This window comes from Winogradskyella rapida, assembly GCF_042675845.1.
Classification (GTDB): domain Bacteria; phylum Bacteroidota; class Bacteroidia; order Flavobacteriales; family Flavobacteriaceae; genus Winogradskyella; species Winogradskyella rapida.
Window position 1 is genome coordinate 2,011,729 of record NZ_JBHTKM010000063.1, and the last position, 22,490, is coordinate 2,034,218.

At 36.8% G+C, this 22,490-nt stretch carries 10 protein-coding genes and 2 tRNA genes; 10 read left to right on the forward strand and 2 right to left on the reverse strand.

The features are described from left to right. Nucleotides 1-35: 35 nt before the first annotated feature. The 3 genes from mutS to ACFQ13_RS16000 all read left to right on the forward strand — a co-directional run bounded on the left by mutS (nucleotide 36) and on the right by ACFQ13_RS16000 (nucleotide 2,945). A complete protein-coding gene (mutS, locus tag ACFQ13_RS15990) occupies nucleotides 36-2,648 on the forward strand; it encodes a DNA mismatch repair protein MutS (RefSeq protein WP_386119120.1) in 2,613 nt (870 codons plus the stop codon). 93 nt (nucleotides 2,649-2,741) lie between these two features. Beyond that, nucleotides 2,742-2,813 (forward strand) — tRNA-Gly (locus ACFQ13_RS15995). A 48-nt stretch (nucleotides 2,814-2,861) separates the two neighbouring features. Beyond that, nucleotides 2,862-2,945 (forward strand) — tRNA-Leu (locus tag ACFQ13_RS16000). A 50-nt stretch (nucleotides 2,946-2,995) separates the two neighbouring features. On the opposite strand, the gene ACFQ13_RS16005 is transcribed toward ACFQ13_RS16000, so the two are convergent. Both ACFQ13_RS16005 and ACFQ13_RS16010 read right to left on the reverse strand, forming a co-directional pair. Next, nucleotides 2,996-3,772, reverse strand: a complete 777-nt coding sequence (locus ACFQ13_RS16005) for a hypothetical protein (RefSeq protein ID WP_386119122.1) — start codon at nucleotides 3,770-3,772, stop codon at nucleotides 2,996-2,998. A 59-nt stretch (nucleotides 3,773-3,831) separates the two neighbouring features. Next, nucleotides 3,832-5,619, reverse strand: a complete 1,788-nt coding sequence (locus ACFQ13_RS16010) for a cation:proton antiporter (RefSeq protein WP_386119124.1) — start codon at nucleotides 5,617-5,619, stop codon at nucleotides 3,832-3,834. A gap of 504 nt (nucleotides 5,620-6,123) precedes the next feature. Here ACFQ13_RS16010 and ACFQ13_RS16015 point away from each other — a divergent pair. From ACFQ13_RS16015 to ACFQ13_RS16045, 7 genes are all read left to right on the forward strand, one after another. Continuing rightward, nucleotides 6,124-8,943, forward strand: a complete 2,820-nt coding sequence (locus ACFQ13_RS16015) for a helix-turn-helix and ligand-binding sensor domain-containing protein (protein ID WP_386119126.1) — start codon at nucleotides 6,124-6,126, stop codon at nucleotides 8,941-8,943. 247 nt (nucleotides 8,944-9,190) lie between these two features. After that, nucleotides 9,191-12,340: a SusC/RagA family TonB-linked outer membrane protein gene (locus tag ACFQ13_RS16020; RefSeq protein ID WP_386119127.1), complete on the forward strand. Its 3,150-nt coding sequence runs from the start codon at nucleotides 9,191-9,193 to the stop codon at nucleotides 12,338-12,340. Nucleotides 12,341-12,360: 20 nt separating this feature from the next. Next, the gene (locus ACFQ13_RS16025; RefSeq protein WP_386119129.1) at nucleotides 12,361-13,860 is read left to right on the forward strand and encodes a RagB/SusD family nutrient uptake outer membrane protein; all 1,500 of its coding nucleotides are present in this window, start codon (nucleotides 12,361-12,363) and stop codon (nucleotides 13,858-13,860) included. 13 nt (nucleotides 13,861-13,873) lie between these two features. Then, the gene (locus ACFQ13_RS16030) at nucleotides 13,874-15,913 is read left to right on the forward strand and encodes a hypothetical protein (RefSeq protein WP_386119131.1); all 2,040 of its coding nucleotides are present in this window, start codon (nucleotides 13,874-13,876) and stop codon (nucleotides 15,911-15,913) included. Between the two features lie 13 nt (nucleotides 15,914-15,926). After that, nucleotides 15,927-17,558 carry a glycoside hydrolase family 16 protein gene (locus ACFQ13_RS16035; RefSeq protein WP_386119133.1) on the forward strand — a complete coding sequence of 544 codons (1,632 nt, stop codon included), beginning with the start codon at nucleotides 15,927-15,929 and terminating at the stop codon, nucleotides 17,556-17,558. 171 nt (nucleotides 17,559-17,729) lie between these two features. Continuing rightward, a complete protein-coding gene (locus ACFQ13_RS16040) occupies nucleotides 17,730-21,188 on the forward strand; it encodes a hypothetical protein (protein ID WP_386119135.1) in 3,459 nt (1,152 codons plus the stop codon). Between the two features lie 10 nt (nucleotides 21,189-21,198). Further along, on the forward strand, nucleotides 21,199-22,488 hold the full coding sequence (locus ACFQ13_RS16045) for a glycosyl hydrolase family 17 protein (protein WP_386119137.1): 1,290 nt from the start codon (nucleotides 21,199-21,201) through the stop codon (nucleotides 22,486-22,488). The last annotated feature ends 2 nt before the right edge of the window (nucleotides 22,489-22,490 follow it).

Consider the following 22,490-nt stretch of genomic DNA (forward strand, 5'->3'; position numbering starts at 1 on the left):
ACAAGACAAAAATATAACTTAAAACCAGATTACCATTGGCTAAATCCGCAAAAAAAGTAACCCCGTTAATGAAACAATATAATGCTATTAAGGTGAAATATCCTGATGCTTTATTGTTGTTTAGAGTCGGCGATTTTTACGAAACATTTGGTAGTGATGCTGTTAAAGCGTCTCAGATTTTAGACATTATTTTAACCAAGCGTGGCGCTGGTAGTGAGAATGAAACCGCGCTAGCAGGATTTCCGCACCACTCCTTGAATACCTACTTACCTAAATTGGTAAGAGCCGGAGAGCGTGTGGCGATTTGCGATCAGTTAGAAGATCCAAAGCAAACCAAAACAATTGTAAAACGTGGGGTAACCGAATTGGTAACGCCAGGTGTGGCTTTTAATGACGATATTTTACATTCTAAATCCAATAATTTCTTAGCGGCAGTTTATTTTGAAAAGGACTGCATCGGGATTTCATTTTTAGATATTTCTACAGGTGAATTTTTAACCTCTCAAGGGCAGGCCGAATATATCGATAAGTTATTGCAGAACTTTAGTCCAAGTGAGGTATTAATCTCCAAGAAAAGCAGGAAGCTGTTTTCAGAAACCTTCGGAAATGATTTTCATACCTTTTATCTAGAGGATTGGGTGTTTCAAGCCGATTATGCTCATGAAACCTTAACCAAACATTTCAATACAAAAACCTTAAAAGGCTTTGGGATAGAAGATTTATACGAAGGGATTATCGCTTCTGGTGTGGTTTTACATTATTTGGGGGAAACACGTCATAGTAAATTAGAGCATATTGCTACGGTTTCAAGAATTGCTACTGATGATTATGTGTGGATGGATAAATTTACTATCCGTAATTTAGAATTATACCATTCTACTAATGCCAATGCGGTCACCTTAATTAATGTTATAGATAAAACAATATCGGCTATGGGCGGCCGAACTTTAAAACGTTGGTTGGCCTTACCGCTAAAGCATGCCGAAAAAATTAAACAACGTCATGAGGTTGTAAAATATCTCTTAGATAATGAGACCGTTCTTCAAAAGATTCAAACGCAAATAAAACAAATTGGAGATATTGAGCGTCTTATTTCAAAAATAGCTACGGTTAAGGTTTCGCCACGAGAAGTCATTCAACTTAAAAATTCTTTAGACGCTATTGTGCCTATAAAAGCGGTGGCGGAAACTTGCGATAATGAGGCTTTAAAAGTTTTAGGTGATAATTTGCACCGTTGCGATTTGTTACGCGATAAAATTAAAGAAACCTTAAATGAAGAAGCACCGGTTAATGTGCTTAAGGGACATACAATTGCTGTTGGTTTTTCAGAAGAGTTAGATGAGTTAAGAGGCTTGTCGCAATCTGGGAAAACCTACTTGGATAATATGTTGAAACGCGAAAGCGAACGCACAGGGATTACCTCCCTTAAAATAGCGTCTAATAACGTTTTTGGGTATTATATAGAAGTCCGTAATTCGCATAAGGATAAGGTGCCTGAAGAATGGATTAGAAAGCAAACCTTAGTTAACGCCGAACGCTATATTACCGAAGAGCTTAAAGAATACGAAGCAAAGATTTTGGGAGCTGAGGAACGTATTTTAGCCATAGAGCAGCAATTGTTTAGTGAGTTGGTAACGTGGATGCATCAGTTTATTGTTTCCGTACAGCAAAACGCACAGTTAATAGGGCAGTTAGATTGTTTATGTGGATTTGCAAGCTTAGCTAAGAGTAATAAGTATGTATATCCGCAAATTGACGATAGTTACGATTTAGAAATTAAAGAAGGACGTCACCCGGTTATAGAAAAACAATTACCAATTGGGGAGCCTTATATTGCTAATGATGTGTTTTTAGATAGAGAAACACAGCAAATTATTATGATTACCGGACCAAACATGTCGGGTAAGTCGGCCATATTAAGACAAACGGCCTTAATTGTTTTATTAGCACAAATAGGAAGTTTTGTGCCTGCTGGCGAAGCGAGAATCGGTTTGGTTGATAAAATTTTTACGCGAGTTGGCGCTAGTGATAATATCTCCATGGGGGAGTCTACATTTATGGTAGAAATGAATGAGACGGCTTCTATTCTTAATAATATATCAGATCGTAGTTTAGTCTTATTAGATGAAATAGGAAGGGGAACCAGTACCTATGATGGTATTTCTATTGCTTGGGCTATTAGTGAGTATTTACACGAGCATCCTTCTAAACCTAAAACACTCTTTGCAACGCATTACCACGAGTTAAATGAAATGAGCGAAACCTTTGGTCGGATTAAAAACTTTAACGTGGCTGTAAAAGAATTAAAAGACAATGTGCTTTTTGTTCGGAAACTGGTTGAAGGCGGAAGTGAACATAGTTTTGGTATCCATGTTGCAAAAATGGCGGGTATGCCACAACAAGTTATTCGTCGTGCAAATAAAATTTTATCGAAATTAGAAAAATCGCATTCTAGTGAAGAACTTACGGATAAAGTGAAGGGCTTAAAGGACGATTTACAGTTGAGCTTTTTTAACCTTGACGACCCCTTACTCGTTGAAATTAAGGACGAAATCATTCATACGGACATCGATACTTTAACCCCTGTTGAAGCCTTAATGAAGCTCAATGAGATAAAGCGAATGTTGATGAAGAAAAAGCCAGTTTAAAATTTTTTTAATTTTTTTTCGAAAAAAGTTTGGTGGTATGTAAATAAAGTGTAAATTTGCACCCGCTTACAGGGCGAAACGTTCATTAAAATTGCGAAAGTAGCTCAGGGGTAGAGCATCACCTTGCCAAGGTGGAGGTCGTGGGTTCAAATCCCATCTTTCGCTCTGAATACAAAAATATACCAATTGATTGCATTAATTTGTAATTATAATGCTGAAGTGGTGGAATTGGTAGACACGTTGGACTTAAAATCCAATGTCCATTAGGACGTACGGGTTCAAGTCCCGTCTTCAGTACTAAAGCCTTTATCGAAAGATAGAGGCTTTTTTTAGTTTTATACTTTTCCTTATTCTTGAATGCATTTTAATTTGTCTAAGAAAAACTCTTTGTAATCAATAGTTTCTAAATCTTCACGATAATCTGTACCTTGTAATCTTATCGATTGAATTGTGGATTTTTTTAATCTACTTATATCATCTGAGGTTAAGATCCCTTTCAATGTAAAATCAGCACAATCAATATCTCCGTAATGATAGAAAGTGATAATATCGTCGTTATCTAAATAAATTTTTACATACGATTGACTGTTTTTGTAGGAACTAGCGCAACCTAAGTCTGCATTCAGACTGAAGTATATATAATTTTTATTACCATACTTTTTTAATTTTACCGATAAGTAGTAATCAAGGGTTATACTGTAATATGTAGTTTCAATGACCTTAATTTTTTCAGATTCAATTTCTTTTAATTTTAATAACCTGATTTGTTTTTCTTTTTCTAATTCTTTTCTAAGCTTTTCAGCTTTAAGTTTTCTTGCCTTCTCTCGTTCTAATTTTCGCGTTTTTTCAAAGTCCTTCATGAAGATTCTCATTTCATTTGTAACGTTTAAAAACTCAGATAAGACGAATCCCGTTGCTTTTTTTGATTTTATTTTATAATAATTGTAACCGACATAATCAATAACAATACATTTATCTTTCTTGTTAAAATTGGCAATGCTTTCTCCGTTTAATCCAGGTTTATTCAAAATAACTCCAGACTGAATAAAATATGAGTCTATTTTTAAGTTTTGACTGAAGGTTTGATATGTAGATAGCAACAATAAAAATATTAGTTTTGACATAAGGTTTGTGTTAATTTATCTATTGGTGTTATATATTATTTTAATCGAAGCTAAACAACTTACACAATATAAATCACCTTTTCGTCTTCCTCAATACTATCATTAAATCTAAACGGACGTTTTATGCCTGAAATATCTACGATAACCAACGGAAGAACAGTCTTGTTTTTACTGAATTGGGTTTTTACCCACTCGCGAGTGGCAATTTTTTTATCACTCGTTACCTCCACTTCCTTATAATTTAAGTCTTGCGCCTTTTGAATCCAAGGCTGAAGATCTACTTTTCCTGAGAATAGAGTTGATGCTGATACGGATTGTAATAAGTTAATGCTACCACCAATTTCTGTAATGGGAGAAATCACAATATATTTTTCTGGAATGTAAAAGGTGTCATTCACCAATTGCGAGGCTAATAGATTTATTTCATTGTTGACCGTTAAGGCTAAAAAGGTTCTAAAGTCCTTAGCTGAGGCTTCTTTTAGTGTGGCTTCGTCTAAAATATTACCATGCACACAATTAAAACCTTTGTGCTTTGCATTTTCACAGATGCCTTTATTCGCATCAATAAAAACGACCTTATTGTGCTCTGATAAATGTTTTCCTAATAATAAGGCAAGCGGATTGGCACCTAATATTAAATAGCCTTCTCTAGAGAATTGTTTAACTAGTTCGCCGCGTTTCTTAAGCCAGTTGGTAGACCAGGTTAATAAAACAGGAACGGATAATGTGGTAATGATGGCCATAAAGACGAGGATAGAGAAGATTTCCTGAGAGATAATTCCTTTTTGTAGTCCAATACCGGCAATAACAATTTCTACGGCTCCACGGCCGTTCATTCCTGTGCCCACAGCTAAGCCTTCGCGCCAACCATTGCGACTAGGAAGATAGAAGATAACGGTACCTAATATTTTACCAGCAAAAGCAACGCCTACAATAGCTAATAGTAATCCTAAATCGGTTTGAAAAACATCTAAGGTGACATGAAAACCTGCCGTAACAAAAAATATAGGAGCCATAAAACCAACAGAAACATCGTGGAAGACATGAGTAATATCTTTGGTGATTTGGTCCTTAAAGACCCCATCTTTAATAAAGACCCCAGCAATAAAGGCCCCTAAAATTCCATGAAGACCTACTAGTTCAGCAAGTTCAGAAAGTCCAAAGACAATGAGTAACAATAGCGTGAAATAGGTGGTGCGGTTTTCTATATTTTTTTTGGCCATCCATTGTCCAATTCGGGGCAGGATATAAAGTCCAAACGCGGTAGAAAAGCCAAAAAACAGAATGATTTTTCCTATAATTAATAAGATTTCAGACATGTTTACCGCACCGGCATCAATAAAACTTGAGAGTCCGGCAAATATGATTAAAGCTAGGGTATCCGAAATTAGCGCGCCCGCCATAAGGACGTAAGCAATACGGGTGTCTAATAGGTTTAAGTCCACAAGAATCCGGCTTTTAGTCGCTAATGAGGTTACCCCAACGGCAATTCCCACAAATAGGCCGGCCATGCTAGTACCTCCAGATAAAGTCACCACGTAATACCCTAAAGCAAAAGGAACCACAAAGCCACCTACAGCAGCGAGAAGTCCTGCCCATGAGGCTTTTCCGAGATCCTTGAAATTAATCTCCATACCAATGTAGGCCATGAGTAGAATAACACCTGCTTCTGCTAAAATAACAAGGGTGCTAGAGCTCTCTACAAATCCTAATAACGAAGGGCCAATGATTACCCCGATAAGGAGTTCCCCTAAGATTGCTGGGTAGCCAATGCGTTTAATTAAGGCGCCACCTCCCCATGCGGCGAGAAGCACAATGAATAAGTTTAAAATGTCAAATCCTTCCATAGTTGTCTCGTTTAGTTCTAGTGTGTTGTTATAAATATCGCAAAATTTTCTTACAATACCGCACGAAATCAGTGATTTAGTCCTCGGTTTTACGCGGAATAGGGACGGCTTTTGGGCTTTTCTAGGTTTTGGGAAAGGTTGAGGTTTTTGACTTTCATTATTAGGACTTGAGGAGCATTAGCGTATAGCGGCACTTCTGCTTATCGATAAGTATTAAGGGCTTGCTACTCTTTTTTTATGGGGATCGAAACTTTTCAAAATAGGGGTTAAATGAGTTTCTTGACTTGTGATTTTAGTTGATTATTACAACCCGTATTTTAAACCATAAAGCTTCGGAGTAGTTGGTATTGCTGAGAAAAATATGATATGAGGAGTTAAAACCATGGCTTCATTTCGCTCAATTTTAGTATAATTAGTATACATTTATACCCTTTACTGTTATTCTGGATATTTTGAATAATGATAAATTGATTAATTTAACATGATATTTTCAATCTGCTTTTCATGCTTCTTCTAAAGAATTTTAAAATTTATGTCTACGGTCTTTGTGTGGCACTGTGTTGTAGTTTAGCTTCTTACGCGCAAGAAATTCCACCTATTCAAATATTTACCCCTCAAGATTATAATGCTGAAGATCAAAATTGGGCCATTTCCCAGTCAGATAGCAACTTTATATATGTGGCTAATAATCGTGGGTTATTAGAGTATAATGGGGCTTTATGGAAACTGTATAATTCACCAAACGATGGGATTTTACGTTCGGTTAAGGTGGTTGGAGATCGCATTTATACCGGTGGGTATATGGATTTTGGGTATTGGACCAAAAACAATAAGGGCACTTTAGAATACAGCTCTTTAAGTGAGAATAAAAACTTTTCTATTCGCGAAGATGAGGAGTTTTGGGGCTTGCTGCATGTTGAAGGGTTTGTGTTGTTTCAGTCTTTTGAGCGTATTTATATCTATAATATACACGAAGATCGTTTTGATATTATCAATTCAGATTACCGCATCAACAAGATGTTTAAAGTTGGTGAAACGGTCTATTTTCAAAAAACAGAAGTCGGTATTTTTAAGATTGAAAATGGAAAGAAGATTTTAATCCTACCCGAGGATGCTATTTTAGGTTACGAGTTGGTTAATATTTTTCCATTAGCTCAAGGCTTATTGATGCAATCTAAGGAGCATGGATTTTATAAATATGAAAATAATTCGGTTTCCAAATGGGCGATTCCGTCAGATCCTTTGTTATCCACGTTGAGTGTTTACAGTAGTATTCGGTTGGCGGATGGTGGATTTTTATTAGGAACCATCGCTAATGGAATCATTCAATTGGATGCGTCAGGGGCTGAGGTTTTAGCGATAGATCAATGGAAAGGTTTAAGTAATAATACCGTACTGTCTGTATTTGAAGATGGTTATGGCAGTGTATGGCTAGGTTTAGATAACGGTATTAATTTGGTGAATTTAAAATCCCCGTTTCGCGTGTATACTGATAGTCAAGGGGTCTTGGGGACGGTTTATGCAGCAGCCAAAACCGATCGTTTTCTGTATTTAGGGACAAATCAAGGTTTGTTTTATCAGGCTATTGATTCTAATGTGCCTTTTAAAATGATAGACGGCACTAAAGGCCAAGTTTGGAGTTTGTCTATGGTTCAGGATGATTTGTTCTGCGGACATGACAAAGGAACATTTATTATTGAAAATACCACCGCAAAGCAGGTATCTGATATTATCGGTACTTGGGGTGTTAAACCCATAAAAGGACGACCTGATTTACTGATTCAAGGAAATTATAAGGGGTTAAATGTGTTAGAAAAGATTGATGGTACATGGCAATATAGAAATCGAGTTGAAGGATTTAATATCTCATCAAAGTATTTTGAATTACTCAACCCTCATGAGGTTTTTGTAAGTCATGAGCATAAAGGCGTCTATAAAATCACATTAGATGCAAACTATAGAACCGTAAAGTCTACACAAAAGATGCCCGTGGCACAAGGTGTGAAATCAGGAATGGTGAAATATAACAATGACATCTTATACAGTAATCGTTTAGGGGTTTATAAATACAAGCCTTCTGCTGATGCCTTTCAAAAAGATTCGGTCTTAAGCGCGCTATTTACAGGCGATAAATATATATCGGGCAAACTCTTTAATGATGTTGTGGGGAATAAGCTTTGGGGCTTTTCTAAAAGTGAGTTGGTTTTTGTAGAACCAGGTAAACTCTCCTCTGAACCCAAGGTTAATGTTATTGCGCTTTCTAGTGAGGTGCGTAAAAGTAAGTCGGGTTATGAAAATATCCTCTACCTAGGACCTAAAAACTACCTTATAGGAACCACGGATGGATTTCTTAAAATAGACTTGGATAAAGTCGAGGAGCGTCCCTTAGAAATGCATTTAAACAGTGTAAAATACGGGGCGTATCCTGATGAGATGTCGGCTTTAGATTTCTCTAATACAGAGCCTTTAAAGAATAAGGATAATAATGTGCGCTTCAATTATAGCGTTACGAACTATAACAAACTGTCAACGTCAAAATTCCAAAGTCGTTTATTGGGCTTTTATGACGATTGGAGTGATTGGTCTACAGAGTCTGAAGTATTTTATAAGAACCTCCCTTATGGCGAATACACCTTTCAAGCGCGTGCCCTCACCGATGGCGTGCTGTCTAAGAATATTGTTTCTTATGCCTTCAGTATTAAAAAACCATGGTATTTAACACCGTTGGCTATTGTGTTGTATGTTGTTTTCGTTTTACTGATTATCTATGTGCTATACTTCTATAATAGACGTCATTTTAAAAAGCAGCAACTGAAAATTATTGAAAAGAAAGAACGCGAGTTGGCTTTAGAACAATTAGAAAGTCAGCGTCAACTGATTCAGTTTAAAAATCAGAACTTACAGTTGGATATCGAAAATAAGAATAGAGAACTTGGTATGGCAACCATGAATTTGGTAAAGCGAAATGAGTTATTAGGGAATATAAAGGAACAGTTAGCCAACAGTAAAAGTATGCCTGAGGTTAATAATGTAATCAAGTTAATTAATAAGAGCATTAATAATACGGGAGATTGGCAATTGTTTGAAGAAGCTTTTAACAATGTGGACAAGGATTTTATGAAGAAAATTAAAGCCTTGCACCCTTCGATTACGGCGAGTGATTTACGACTCTGTGCCTACCTAAGATTAAACCTTTCTTCTAAGGAAATAGCTCCACTTCTTAACATTTCTCATAAAAGTGTTGAGGTGAAGCGCTATCGTTTGCGTAAAAAGTTAGAATTAGACCACGATCGCAGCTTATCGAGCTATATTATTGAGTTATAGCACCTATACATCCTCCTTTTTTACCTATACATTACCTATACAAACGCTGTTTTTAGCTGCTGTAGGTTAAAAGTCCTCATTTTAATTAGAGAGCTATAAATAATGTTGAAACCATAAAATAAAGGGGTATTTAATGTGATATCTCTATTTTAGACCGTACTTTTTTGTGCTGTATGTTTTTTGTAGTGTTTGGTTTTAAGATAACATTAAGAATTTGTTATAATTTGCATAGTCTAAACTAAGAACTATGAAAATAAAACTTTTCGCGCTCTTCGCTTTCATTTTAACAATGGCAGTAAACGGGCAAAATGTAGATGTATCTGGTACGGTAATTGAACAAGGTTCAGGACAGCCTTTACCGGGTGTAAACATTATCCTTAAGAACACTTCGAAAGGAACAACAACAGATTTCGATGGTAACTTCACTCTTACTGATTTACCAATCAATTCAATTTTAGTAATTTCTTATATTGGTTTTGTACCACAAGAAATTACAATTAAAGACAGTACGCCACTAGCGATTACTCTTGTAGAAGATACAGAGTCTTTAAGTGAGGTGGTGGTTATTGGTTATGGAACACAGAAAGTCACGAATGTCTCGGGGGCTATCTCTACTGTGAAATCCGAATCCATTGAGAAATTAAATCCAACCCGTGTGGAAGAAGCACTACAAGGAAATGCTTCAGGGGTATCCGTGGTGCAAAGTGGTTCTCCAGGAAGTAAGCCAACGGTATTAGTTCGTGGTATTCCTTCGTTCACAGGTACCGATCCTGTAGTTATTATAGATGGTGTGCCTCAAACCTTAGACGATTTAAACTCTATTAATTCGTCAGACATTCAATCTTTAAACATTCTAAAAGATGCCGCCTCTACAGCGATCTATGGTGTTAAAGGGGGAAATGGTGTAATTGTAGTGACTACCAAATCGGGTCGTAAAAATGAAAAAGTACAGTTTTCATTCAATACCTATTCAGGAATCCAGTCGGTAGATAGAAAGTTAGGCCTATTAAACGCATCAGAATATGCAGCCTTATTAAATGAAGGTAGTGTCGTTGCTGGTGGAGAGCTTATTTTTCCAGATCTTTCCGTTGTAGGTAAAGGTACAGATTGGCAAGATGAAATTTTTAAAGATGCTAGTATTACCTCTTATGCGCTTTCAGCACGTGGTGGTTCAGAAAAAATTAGCTATTTCTTATCAACAGGTTACCTTAGTCAAGGGGGTATTGTTGGGGGTGAAGATAAATCTAACTTTAACCGTTTAAACTTTACGGCGAACGTTGATTTTCAATTGACCTCTAAGTTGAAATTTATTTTAAACGCGAGTTATGCAAATATTAAAAGCCAATCTATTGCTGAAAATTCTTTCAACTCTATCTTAGGTAATGCGATTAACTTTGATCCTACAGTAACACCGTATAATACAGATCCAAATGATTTTGCGACTTATGGTTATAGTAACTTATTGTTGTCAGAAATTTTTAATCCTGTACAACGTTTAGAAAACACCTATAACGAAAGTAATGGGAATAAGTTATACGGGAAATTTGAATTACAATACGACATCCTTAAAAACTTAAAAGTTACATCTCGTTTTGGATATACCAAGTGGGATCAGGTAGGGAAAAGTTTTACGCCTTTAGCGTATTACGGACCTAATAACGTGTCTAGTGATTATAATCCTGATGGAACTGTAAAAACAGAAGAAGTTGTCAATTCAGACGGAACAACAAGTATAATTCCTTCATTTCATAATAGTGTAAGTGAAAATACGGTGTCTAACTTTAATTATACCTTCGAGAATTTCTTAAGCTACAACTTTAACTTTAATGAGATTCATAATTTCGATGTGGTTCTTGGGGTTTCAACAAGTAAGTCTACAGGGGAAGGATTTGGCGTAACACGTCAGGATGTACGTGATAATTCATGGGTTTGGGCTGATATTAGTGCGGCAACCGGAATTAATACGGCTTTAAACACAAATGCCTATACAGGATACAGTTATCAAGACTTAGAGCGTAGAAATATGTCTTACTTCAGTAGAATTAATTATGACTACCAAGGCAAGTACTTAGCGTCATTCTCTGCAAGACGTGATGGTTCAATGGCCTTTGGTGATGACAACAAATTTGCCAATTTCTATGCGGGTTCTTTAGGTTGGATTGTGACTAATGAAGACTTCTTTAATGTAGAAGCGATTAATTTCTTAAAAGTAAGAGGAAGTTACGGTACTGTTGGTAATGAAAATGTAGATCCGCAGTATGTTGGTATTACTGTAGGAGGTCCAAGTTACAATTCTACAGCCAATAGTAATGGTTATACCTTTGGAGATGAATTTGTTTCTGGAGCTACAGTAAACTCGTTTAGTAACCCTACGTTAAGTTGGGAAGAGCAAACCCAATACAACTTTGGTTTTGATATGACCTTCTTGGATAATCAATTCTCATTAACGGCAGATTACTTTAATAAGTCGGTTGAAGGTTTATTATTTACCGATGCCCCTCCGCTTTATGCCGGAACTTCAGAGCCTGTAACTTCTAATATAGGGAGTACAGAAAGTAAAGGGGTCGATTTAAGTTTAGGCTATACCAATTTTGGTGCTAAAGAATTTAAGATTAATACCTCTCTAACGTTTACAACGTCTAAAAACTTAGTTACAGAAACTAATAGTGATGGTACAGCCTTTGTAGCTGGGGGTTCTTATTTTAATGGACAACCACAAGATGCCACACGTTTTGAAAAAGGTTATACACCAGGTTATTTTTATGGCTACCAAACCAATGGCTTATTCCAAAACCAAGCCGAAATTGATGCCCATGCTACACAGTCTGGGGCACAGCCAGGAGATATTCGTTTTGTAGATGTCAACAATGATGGTGTTATTGATGACGCAGATAAAACTAAAATAGGTGATCCGTTCCCAACGTTTACCATTGGATGGAATTTAAGTTTAGAATACAAAAACTTTGATTTCAATATGTTTACTTATGCTTCTGTAGGTAATGATATCTTTAAAGCTTACGAGCGTAATGCACAGTTTACGAACAAAGACAGAAGTGTTTTAAATCGTTGGACAGGGGAAGGCACAACAAATGATGCCAATAACCCAAGATACACTTTTGAAGATACAAATAGTAATATTAGACCTTCTGATAGATATGTAGAAGATGGAAGCTTTATTAAAATTAAGAGTTTAACCTTAGGTTATACCTTACCAGAAGATTTAAATATTTTCTTTAGTCAAGTCCGTCTCTATGCACAAGCTAAAAATTTACTAACGCTTACCGAATACACAGGGTACGATCCTGAAATATCAGGTGGAATTTTAGATACCGGTATTGATCGTGGTGCTTATCCACAAGCGAGAACATTTTTATTAGGTCTAGACCTTAAATTTTAACATCCAAAAAATATAATAGTATGAAAAATATAAAAAACAGTATTGGATTAATCATCATACTTTCAATCTTTATGGGTTGTTCTGATGTTGTAGAATTTGATCCGCATGATGAATACGAAGTTACAGAATTAGATTATCTACAAACAGAGTCCGATTATAGAACGATGGCTGTTAGTTGTTATACACCAACACAATGGTTAAATGGCGTTATTGTCCTTGGAGATATTGCTTCAGATAATGCCGTTGCAGGTGGAGAAAATGCCTCAGATGTGGTGTCGTTACAACAAATTGATAACTACCTTATTTTAACCAATAACAGTACGCTTGAAGATTTATGGGAGTCGGCTTATGAAGGCGTAAATAGAACTAACTATTTAATTGATCATAAGGATGTTAACCTTTTAGGAAACGTAGTCGATTTTGATGGGAAAGAAGCCCTTTACGGAGAGGTTTACTTTTTAAGAGCCTTCTATTATTTTAACCTGGTTAAGATGTTTGGTGATGTGGTGTTATTCACAGACCATAAATTAGGACTTACAGATTTCGGTACGCTACAACGTTCTCCTAAAGAAGAGGTTTATGCACAAATGGAACTCGATTTACTTCAGGCTATAGAAGTCTTACCAACATCACAATCGCAAGAAGGTAGAATTACCAAATATGCAGCGCAAGCCTTATTAGGAAAAATATACCTATATCAAGAAAAATTTGATGAAGCGGTTCCTGTATTACAAGAGGTGGTTGATGGTCCTTTTAGTCTCGTACCTAATATGGACGATATCTTTTTACCAGAAGGTGAAAATGGAGTCGAATCTGTGTACGAAGTACAATATTCAAACGGGCAACCGTATTACAATTGGGCGGGGCAAACAAGAGGTCAAGGAAATTATGCCGTACAACAATGTGGTGTAAGAGGATTGAGTGGTACTGCTGAAATGCCATACAACTCGGGTTGGAGTACTAACTTACCAACTCAAGACCTTGCTAATGCCTATGAAGAAGGAGACCAAAGAAAAGAAGCCACCACGTTTGATGTAGAAGCTTATGCTAACAACAATCCAAGTTTAAATGTTACTTACCAAGTAGCGCCTTATAAAAACACAGGTTTATACAATAAAAAGTATTTACCTAGAAAAGGACAAACAAGCGGACAAGTGGAGCTTAACTACGATAATAACCAACGTACCATTCGTTATGCTGAAGTGTTGCTTATGGCGGCAGAAGCTAACTTAAGAGCATCTTCAACAAATCAAGCTTTAGCACAGACCTATTTAGATATGGTAAGAGATAGAGCTTTTGGTGATCAAGACCATAGAATTACTGCAACCGTTCAAGCCATCTGGGAAGAAAGACGTTTAGAACTTGGAATGGAAGGTGACCGATTCTTCGACTTAGTAAGAACAGGACAGGCCAACAGTATTTTAAGTAGTAGAGGTTATAACCCTGCGACTAACGGACTTTTCCCAATTCCTCAGAGAGAAATCGATATTTCTAATTTGACGCAAAACGATGGATACTAAAAAAATAAAACTCATGAAAATATTAAAACATACTTTAAGATTATGTCTTCTAATGCTGGTTTTATTTAGCTGTTCAGAAGATGATTCGAATACCGATTTTGTAGATAGCATTGAAGCCCCAACTAATGTTTCTGCTCATGTGGTCGTTACACAAGACAATACAGGTTTAGTCACCATTACACCATTAGGTGAGGGCTTAACAAGCTTTGAAGTCGATTTTGGTGATGGATCGGAAGGTTCAGAACAACTTCAAGCCGGTGCAGGCGTGAGTCATACTTACGAAGAAGGAACCTATGAAGCTTCGATTACAACTTATGCTTTAAACGGACTGTCAACAGTGGTAACACAAACCGTTGTGGTGGCTTTTCAGGCGCCAGAAAATTTAGTGGTTACTATAGAGAATGATGCCGCAATTTCTAAAACGGTTAATGTTCAGGCTTATGCCGATTTTGCAACTTTCTACGAAGTGTCTTTTGGAGAAGATCCTGATGCAGAACCAACCATTCTTAATAATGACCAAACGGCGTCTTACACTTATCAAGAAGCTGGGGTGTATACCATAACCGTGGTAGCCTTAAGTGCCGCGATTGAAACAATAAGTTATTCAGAAGAATTTGAGGTGACTGAAATTGTTCAGCCTTTAGTTTCTGCGCCAACACAGCCTTCTAGAGTAGCTACCGATGTCGTGTCTATTTTTAGTGATGCTTATACTGACATTGAAGGGGTAGATTTCTATCCAAACTGGGGACAAGCAACAACCTTTAATCTTTTCGATTTAGATGGCGATGCAATGCTTCAGTATACCAATATAAATTACCAAGGCATTGACTTTTCTGGAACGCCACAAGATGTTTCACAAATGGAATATATTCATATTGATGTTTGGACCTCAGGGGAGAGCGAAGCAAAACTGTCTCCTATAAGTTCTGGTCCTAATGAAACCGCTTACGATTTAGATTTAACAGCACAACAGTGGTCGTCTTTTGATATTCCTCTGTCGTATTTCACAGATCAAAATCCTTTAGTCGATTTTTCAACAATCATTCAATTTAAACTTGAAGGGAATCCTAGTGGTGAAACCTTATTTGTAGATAACTTATATTTCTATAGAGAAGGTGAAGCGCCTTCAGATGGTGTAACCCCAATTACTTTTGAAACCGAATTTGAGTTAAGTAGTTTTGATGGTGGTGCCATAGCACTAGTAGAAAATCCTGATACCAACGGAAATGCCTCTGCAACAGTGGCACAAATGATAAAAGGTGGCGGACAAACTTGGGCCGGATCTAAAATTACAATGCCTGCTCCTTTTAATGTTAACGGATCAATGGTGGTCACTGCAAAAGTATGGTCGCCAAGAGTAGGCTTAGAGTTGTTAATGAAAATGGAAGATGATGTGGCTTGGCCAGATGTAACCTCTACAGTAGAGATTACAGCAACCACCACAGTAGCGAATCAATGGGAGACTTTAACTTTTGATTTTTCAGGCATTGATACGGCTATCAATTGGTATAACCTCGTGTTGATAATGGATAACAATATCATGGGTGATGGTAGTGCAGATTACACCATTTATATCGATGATATTTCTACAGATCCAATGTTAGATTTCGAACCCGATTTTACCTTAAGTAGTTTTGATGGTGGCGCAATGTCAGTCATAGCAAATCCAGATCTTAATGGTAATCCTTCAGCAATGGTTGCTGAATTAGTAAAAGGAAATGGACAGTCTTGGGCAGGGTCTAAAATCACTGTGCCAAGTCCTTTTGAAGTTACAAGTGCTTCAGTAGTGACTCTAAAAGTATGGTCGCCAAGAACGGGCTTAAACTTATTATTAAAATTTGAAGATGATGTCGCTTGGCCAGACGTAACAGCAAGTGCAGAGGTTACAGCCACAACAACTGTAGCCAATCAGTGGGAGACGTTAACCTTCGATTTTTCAGGAATTGACACCGCTATAGATTGGTATAACCTAGTGTTAATTATGGATAACGAAATCGTTGGTGATGGGTCTTCAAACTACACCATTTACCTTGATGATATAACACTAAATTAAAACTTAAAGACATATGAAAAATATAAAATATACTTTAATGGGATGTCTAGGACTCTTATGGGTTCTTTGGGGATGCCAAGAAGATGATGCAGAATTTGGAGACATCGTAGCGCCAACTAATTTAGTGGTAACCGCTGATATTGTAGGGCAAGATGATGCTAATCCTTATGGCGATGGAAGTGGTATTGTTAATTTTATGGCCGTGGCAGATCATGCACTGAGCTATAGATTTATTATTGATGGGGTAGAAAATAACACTCTTTCAGGAAACTACGAAGCACTATTTACAGACCTTGGTGTTAATACTTACGATGTTACTGTAATTGCTTACGGTACAGGTGGAGCCTCTACATTAACCTCTGTTTCTGTAGAAGTCTTTGCAGACTATTCACCACCACAAGAATTATTAGATAAATTAATTGGTGATGGTAACAACGTATGGCGAATGAAAGCAGAATCAGCAGGACATTTTGGTCTTGGTCCTGTAGGCGGAACCGTAGTGTCAGAATGGTATGGTGCCGGAGCTTATGAAAAAGTAGGTGTAGGGATGTACGATGATCGTTTTATGTTTAATGCCGATGGAACTTTTACGCATATCACTAACAATACTAATGACGATCCAACAACAGATACATCAGGTACTATTTTTGGTCGTGGAGGTTTAGTTACTGAAATTGCTTCGGGAGGAACAGAAAACGGTGCTGATGTTGAAAATGTACCTTATAACGATTATACTGAAGAGTGGACGCTTATAGCCCCAGGAGGTGCAGAAACAATTAGTTTATCAGGAACGGCTTTTATCTCTTACTATACCGGTGGAAATCATAGATATGAAATCTTTGACCGTTCGGTTCCTAATGAGATTACTTTAAAAACAACGGATGGTAATGGCGATTTTGACTGGTGGTTTATTTTAACAACGGAAGAAGAAGCTGAAGAAGATTCCTTTACAACCATTTACGATAATTTAGTGTGGGCGGATGAGTTTGATACCAACGGTGCCCCTAATGCAGCTAACTGGACCTACGATCTTGGAACAGGAAGTAATGGTTGGGGTAACGGAGAAGCACAATCGTATACTGATAATGCAGAAAATGTTAGTGTTGAAGATGGTTTCTTAAAAATCACCGCGAAGGAAGCTAACGGAAGTTATACTTCTGCACGTCTTAAATCTGAAGGTTTATTTGAATTTACCTACGGTAGAGTTGAAGTTAGAGCTAAATTACCAGCCTCTATCGGAACTTGGCCTGCAATATGGATGTTAGGTGCCGATTACCAAACCAATACGTGGCCAGCCTCTGGAGAAATAGACATCATGGAGCAAAAAGGACAAGATAAAAATACGGTTCTAGCAACCGTACACCATCCTGCCGTTTCTCCAGGAGCAGGAGATTCAGGAAGTATAGCATTAACAAGTTCTACAACAGAATTTCATAACTATACGGTAGAGTGGACCCCTGATGAAATTATCTTTTTAGTTGATGATACCGTATTTCATACCGTAGAAAATTCAGCAGACTTACCCTTCGAACATGACTTTTTCCTCATCTTAAATGTGGCAATGGGCGGAACCCTAGGCGGTGATATCGACCCAACATTTACAGAAGATAGCATGGAGATTGATTATGTAAGAGTATATCAATAATAGAGTTATCGTTGTTTTGTAATAGTTAGTTTGGAAGTGGCCCAATGCATTAGAAATCCATTGGGCTACCTTTCACCATCTACACATATTTTTTTTAATAAAAAGGTAAGCCTTGCACGGAGACGCTAGTTTGCAATAGTGCCGCTTACTCTGGAATCAATAATTTAGTAAATGACTAAAAATCCCATTTATATCGGAACCCAAAAGGCTTCATTACAAAGTACTGAAGTTAAAGGTGAATTAGTACGTCTTGACCATCAAGAATTCTATAAAATATCAAATAGTGATCAAATGAGACCCTTTTTTATGAGTCTCGTGAGCAATTCTAACCATTGGATGTTTATCTCTAGTAATGGAGGCTTAAGTGCAGGACGAAAAAATTCAGAATATGCCTTATTCCCTTACTATACGGATGATAAGATTACCGAGTTTGCCGATGTTACTGGGCCAAAAACTATTTTTCAAGTTCACAAAGCAGATAAAACATTTTTATGGGAACCGTTTTCAGAGGCCTATAAAGGCGTGTATGCTATTAAAAGAAATTTGTACAAAAACACCTATGGAAATAAAGTTGTTTTTGAAGAAATTAATACGGATTTAGGCTTAAGCTTTAAATACGAATGGAATTCGAGTACGCGTTATGGGTTTGTAAAAAAATCGACCTTAACAAATACAACCTCAGAAAAGGTTGAGGTAACCCTTTTAGATGGTTTACAAAACATTGTGCCATTTGGTATTGGTGCTGATATGCAAAACCAATATAGCAATCTGGTCGATGCTTATAAGAAAAACGAATTACAAAAAGATACGGGTATTGGCATCTTTGCCTTAAGTGCTGTTATAGTAGATAAAGCAGAACCAAGTGAAGCCTTAAAAGCCAATATTGTTTGGTCTTTAGGTTTAGATCATCCGAAGTATCTCATCTCTTCACTTCAATTAAATAACTTTAGAAAAGGGTTAGAAATTGAACAGGAAGAAGATGTTAGAGCTGAAAAAGGCGCGTATTTCGTGTCTTCAGATTTAAGCTTAGACGCCGGAGCAGAACAGACTTGGATGTTTGTGGCTAACGTTAATCAAACGGCAGGTCATATCTGTGACATTTCAGAACAAATTAAAAACGATTCTCAACTTTGGACTACCGTACAAAAGGATATCGATGCTGGAACGCAAAACCTTATTGAAATTGCTGGTGCTGCAGATGGGGTACAACTTGGAGAAGATCAATTAAGAAATACAAGACATTTTGCAAACACGCTTTTTAATGTGATGCGTGGTGGTATTTTTGATGATAATTACACCATTGAAAAAGCCGATTTTATAACTTATATCAACAAAGCGAATACCATTGTTGCTAAAGATAAAGCCGAAATTTTACAGGCCTTACCAGAACTATTTACGGTTGAAGATCTTAAGGCGCTTGCAAAAAAGGATAGTAATTCTGATTTTAAAAGACTTTGCCTTGAATATTTACCCTTAAAATTTAGTAGAAGACATGGAGACCCAAGTCGTCCGTGGAATAAATTCTCAATCAATACCACTAATGAAATTGATGGTTCTAAAATTTTAGATTATCAAGGGAACTGGAGAGATATTTTTCAGAATTGGGAAGCCTTAGCGCATGCTTATCCTGAGTTTATAGAAGGTATGATTCATAAGTTTTTAAATGCCACTACTTTTGAAGGTTACAATCCTTACCGTGTTACTAAAGACGGATTTGATTGGGAGGTCATCGAAGAAGATGATCCTTGGTCTTACATTGGGTATTGGGGCGATCACCAAATCATCTATTTACTTAAATTCTTAGAGTTTATAGAAAAACATTATCCTTCAAGCTTAGCAGCATCTTTTAAAGACAACGTTTTTGTGTTTGCTAATGTGCCTTATAAGATTAAAAGTTATGAAGACACCTTAAAGAATCCAAAAGATACAATTGATTTTGACCACCGTTTAAATCAAGAAATTAATGAAGAACGCGCAAAACTAGGTGTTGATGGAGCGTTATTAAAAGACCAAAATAAGGCCATTTATAAGGTCAACTTAATAGAAAAACTATTAGTAACCGTATTAGCCAAAGTCTCTAACTTTATTCCAGAAGGCGGGATTTGGTTAAATACACAACGACCAGAATGGAACGATGCTAATAACGCGCTTGTTGGTAACGGGGTTTCTATGGTAACCTTATATTACTTAGAACGTTTTTTAAATTTCTTTGAAAACGTGGTTTCTAATGCTAGCCTAGATACGGTTGAAATTTCAGAAGAATTACATGTGTTTTTCACTGAAGTTGTTACAACCTTAGAGCGTCATAAAGCGGTGTTAAGTGCTGCTATTTCTAATGCGGACAGAAAAACAATTTTAGATGGTCTAGGGCAAGCAGGTAGTGTATACCGTATGGCCATTTATGCATCTGGTTTTAAAAATGAAAAACAATCCATTTCTAAAAGCGATTTATTAGACTTTTTTAGAATTACGAAACAATATTTAGAGCATACTATAAAGGCCAATAAGCGTTCAGATGATTTGTATCATGCGTATAATTTAATGACGGTTGAAAACGATAAGGAAGTCTCTATCTCTTATTTATCTGAAATGTTAGAAGGCCAAGTTGCCGTCTTAAGTTCTGGTTATTTAACGTCTGAGGAAGCCTTAGAAGTTTTAAATGCCTTAAAAGCAAGTGCTTTATTTAGAGCCGATCAGTACAGTTATATTCTGTATCCTAATAAACAGTTACCACGTTTTGTAGACCGAAATAATATTCCAGATACTGCGGTTAATGCCTCTCAATTATTACAAGAATTATTAAAATCGAATAACAAACAAATCATTGAAAAGGATGTTTTAGGACAGTATCATTTTAATGGTAATTTCAATAATGCTAACAGTTTAAAAGCGGCTTTAAATGAATTGCCGGAAGACTTTAAACCTTTAGTAGACCAGGAACGTGCTCAGCTTTTAGCTGTTTTTGAAAAGGTATTTAATCATAAATCCTTTACAGGACGTTCTGGAACTTTTTATGGCTATGAAGGTTTAGGATCAATCTATTGGCATATGGTGTCTAAGTTATTATTAGCCGTACAAGAAAATTGTATTAAGGCAATTAATACTAACGAAGATGAAGCGGTAATTGGTGGATTATTAGACCATTATTACGAAATAGGTGAAGGTATTGGAGTTCATAAATCTCCAGAATTATACGGGGCATTTCCAACGGATCCTTATTCGCATACGCCAGGCGGAAAAGGGGCACAGCAACCAGGAATGACAGGTCAGGTAAAAGAAGATGTATTATGTCGTTTTGGAGAATTAGGTGTTTTTGTTGAAGACGGAAAACTCTACTTCAATCCAAGACTATTAAGAAAGGACGAGTTTTTGAAATCGGCCTCAGAATTCACATATACGACGATTGATAAGGTTTCTAAAACGCTTCAATTAGAGAAAGGCACCCTTTGTTTTACCTATTGTCAAGTGCCAATTATTTATCAATTAGCTTCAGAAAATAAAATTGAAGTGGTCTTAAATGATGGAACGGTAACAAGCTTCAACGCTTTAAAACTGGATGAAAATAGTTCTGATCACATTTTTAAGCGTTCAGGAAAAGTAGATCATATTAAAGTGGCTATTCAAAAATAAAAATAGAGACATGAATTCAATTATAAAATCAGCGGTATTTATTTTAATATGGTGTCTTGCGTATTCATGTCAGAATACAAAAAAGGAAAAAAGCAATTCAAAACCTGTGGAGCAAGTACAGGTTTTGAGTGCTAAAGATATTTTAGGAAATCCGGAGTATGTGGCTATTTCTTATGGAGGGTATAGAACCAATACGCGGGAGGTGCAACCAACACTTGCCGAGTTAAAAGAAGATATGCGGCTTCTAAACGCTATGGGAATTAAGGTGCTCAGAACCTATAATGTGCATTTTGATCAGGCGGCCAATTTGCTAAAAGCGATATCAGAATTAAAAGCGGAAACTCCAGATTTTGAAATGTATGTGATGCTAGGCATTTGGATTGATTGCAAAAATGCCTTCGGAACGGGAGATGGAGAAGCAATTCATACGGAAGAGAGTGCACGTAATGCTGTTGAGGTTAATACAGCTGTAGCTTTAGCGAACCAATATCCAGATATTGTAAAAATTCTGGCGGTGGGGAACGAAGCCATGGTTACTTGGGCCACGAGCTACTATGTAACCCCTAATATTATATTAAAATGGGTGCAGCATCTTCAAAACTTAAAACAAACTGGCGATTTACCGTCGGATTTATGGATAACAAGTTCAGATGATTACTCTTCTTGGGGAGGTGGCGATGCGAGTTACCATACAGAAGATTTAGAGCAACTTGCTCATGCGGTAGATTATATTTCTATGCATACCTATCCGTATCATAACTCACATTACAATTCTGAATTCTGGAAAGTCCTTGAGGCAGAAGAATCGCTATCAGATCAAGAAAAAATCGATGCTGCGATGTTACGAGCTTTACATTTTGCACAAGCACAATACGATAGTGTATCCAATTATATGAAAAGTATAGGAGTAGAGAAACCTATTCATATTGGCGAAACTGGTTGGGCTTCCATTTCTAATGGGCATTATGGCGAAACAGGTTCACGCGCTACAGATGAGTATAAACAAGGCTTGTATTATAAACATCTGCGCCAATGGACCCAAAAGGCGAACATCAGTTGTTTTTATTTTGAAGCGTTTGATGAGCCGTGGAAAGATGCCAGCAATGCCTTAGGTTCAGAAAATCACTTCGGTTTAATAAATCTTGAAAATGAAGCTAAATATCCGCTTTGGACTTTGGTTGATGAAGGAGCCTTTAAAGGTTTAACACGAAATGGAAAGCCAATTACCAAAACCTTTAATGGCAATGTTGAAAGTTTAATGGAAACCGTTTTAGTGCCCAACACCGATTATCCGAAATAAAC

Excerpts from the sequence above, each read along its gene's own strand:
- ACFQ13_RS16005 (WP_386119122.1), bottom strand. The coding sequence starts at position 3,772 with ATGTCAAAACTAATATTTTTATTGTTGCTATCTACATATCAAACCTTC.
- ACFQ13_RS16035 (WP_386119133.1), top strand. The coding sequence starts at position 15,927 with ATGAAAAATATAAAATATACTTTAATGGGATGTCTAGGACTCTTATGG.
- ACFQ13_RS16010 (WP_386119124.1), bottom strand. The coding sequence starts at position 5,619 with ATGGAAGGATTTGACATTTTAAACTTATTCATTGTGCTTCTCGCCGCA.
- ACFQ13_RS16015 (WP_386119126.1), top strand. The coding sequence starts at position 6,124 with ATGCTTCTTCTAAAGAATTTTAAAATTTATGTCTACGGTCTTTGTGTG.
- ACFQ13_RS16045 (WP_386119137.1), top strand. The coding sequence starts at position 21,199 with ATGAATTCAATTATAAAATCAGCGGTATTTATTTTAATATGGTGTCTT.
- ACFQ13_RS16040 (WP_386119135.1), top strand. The coding sequence starts at position 17,730 with ATGACTAAAAATCCCATTTATATCGGAACCCAAAAGGCTTCATTACAA.
- ACFQ13_RS16030 (WP_386119131.1), top strand. The coding sequence starts at position 13,874 with ATGAAAATATTAAAACATACTTTAAGATTATGTCTTCTAATGCTGGTT.
- ACFQ13_RS16025 (WP_386119129.1), top strand. The coding sequence starts at position 12,361 with ATGAAAAATATAAAAAACAGTATTGGATTAATCATCATACTTTCAATC.
- ACFQ13_RS16020 (WP_386119127.1), top strand. The coding sequence starts at position 9,191 with ATGAAAATAAAACTTTTCGCGCTCTTCGCTTTCATTTTAACAATGGCA.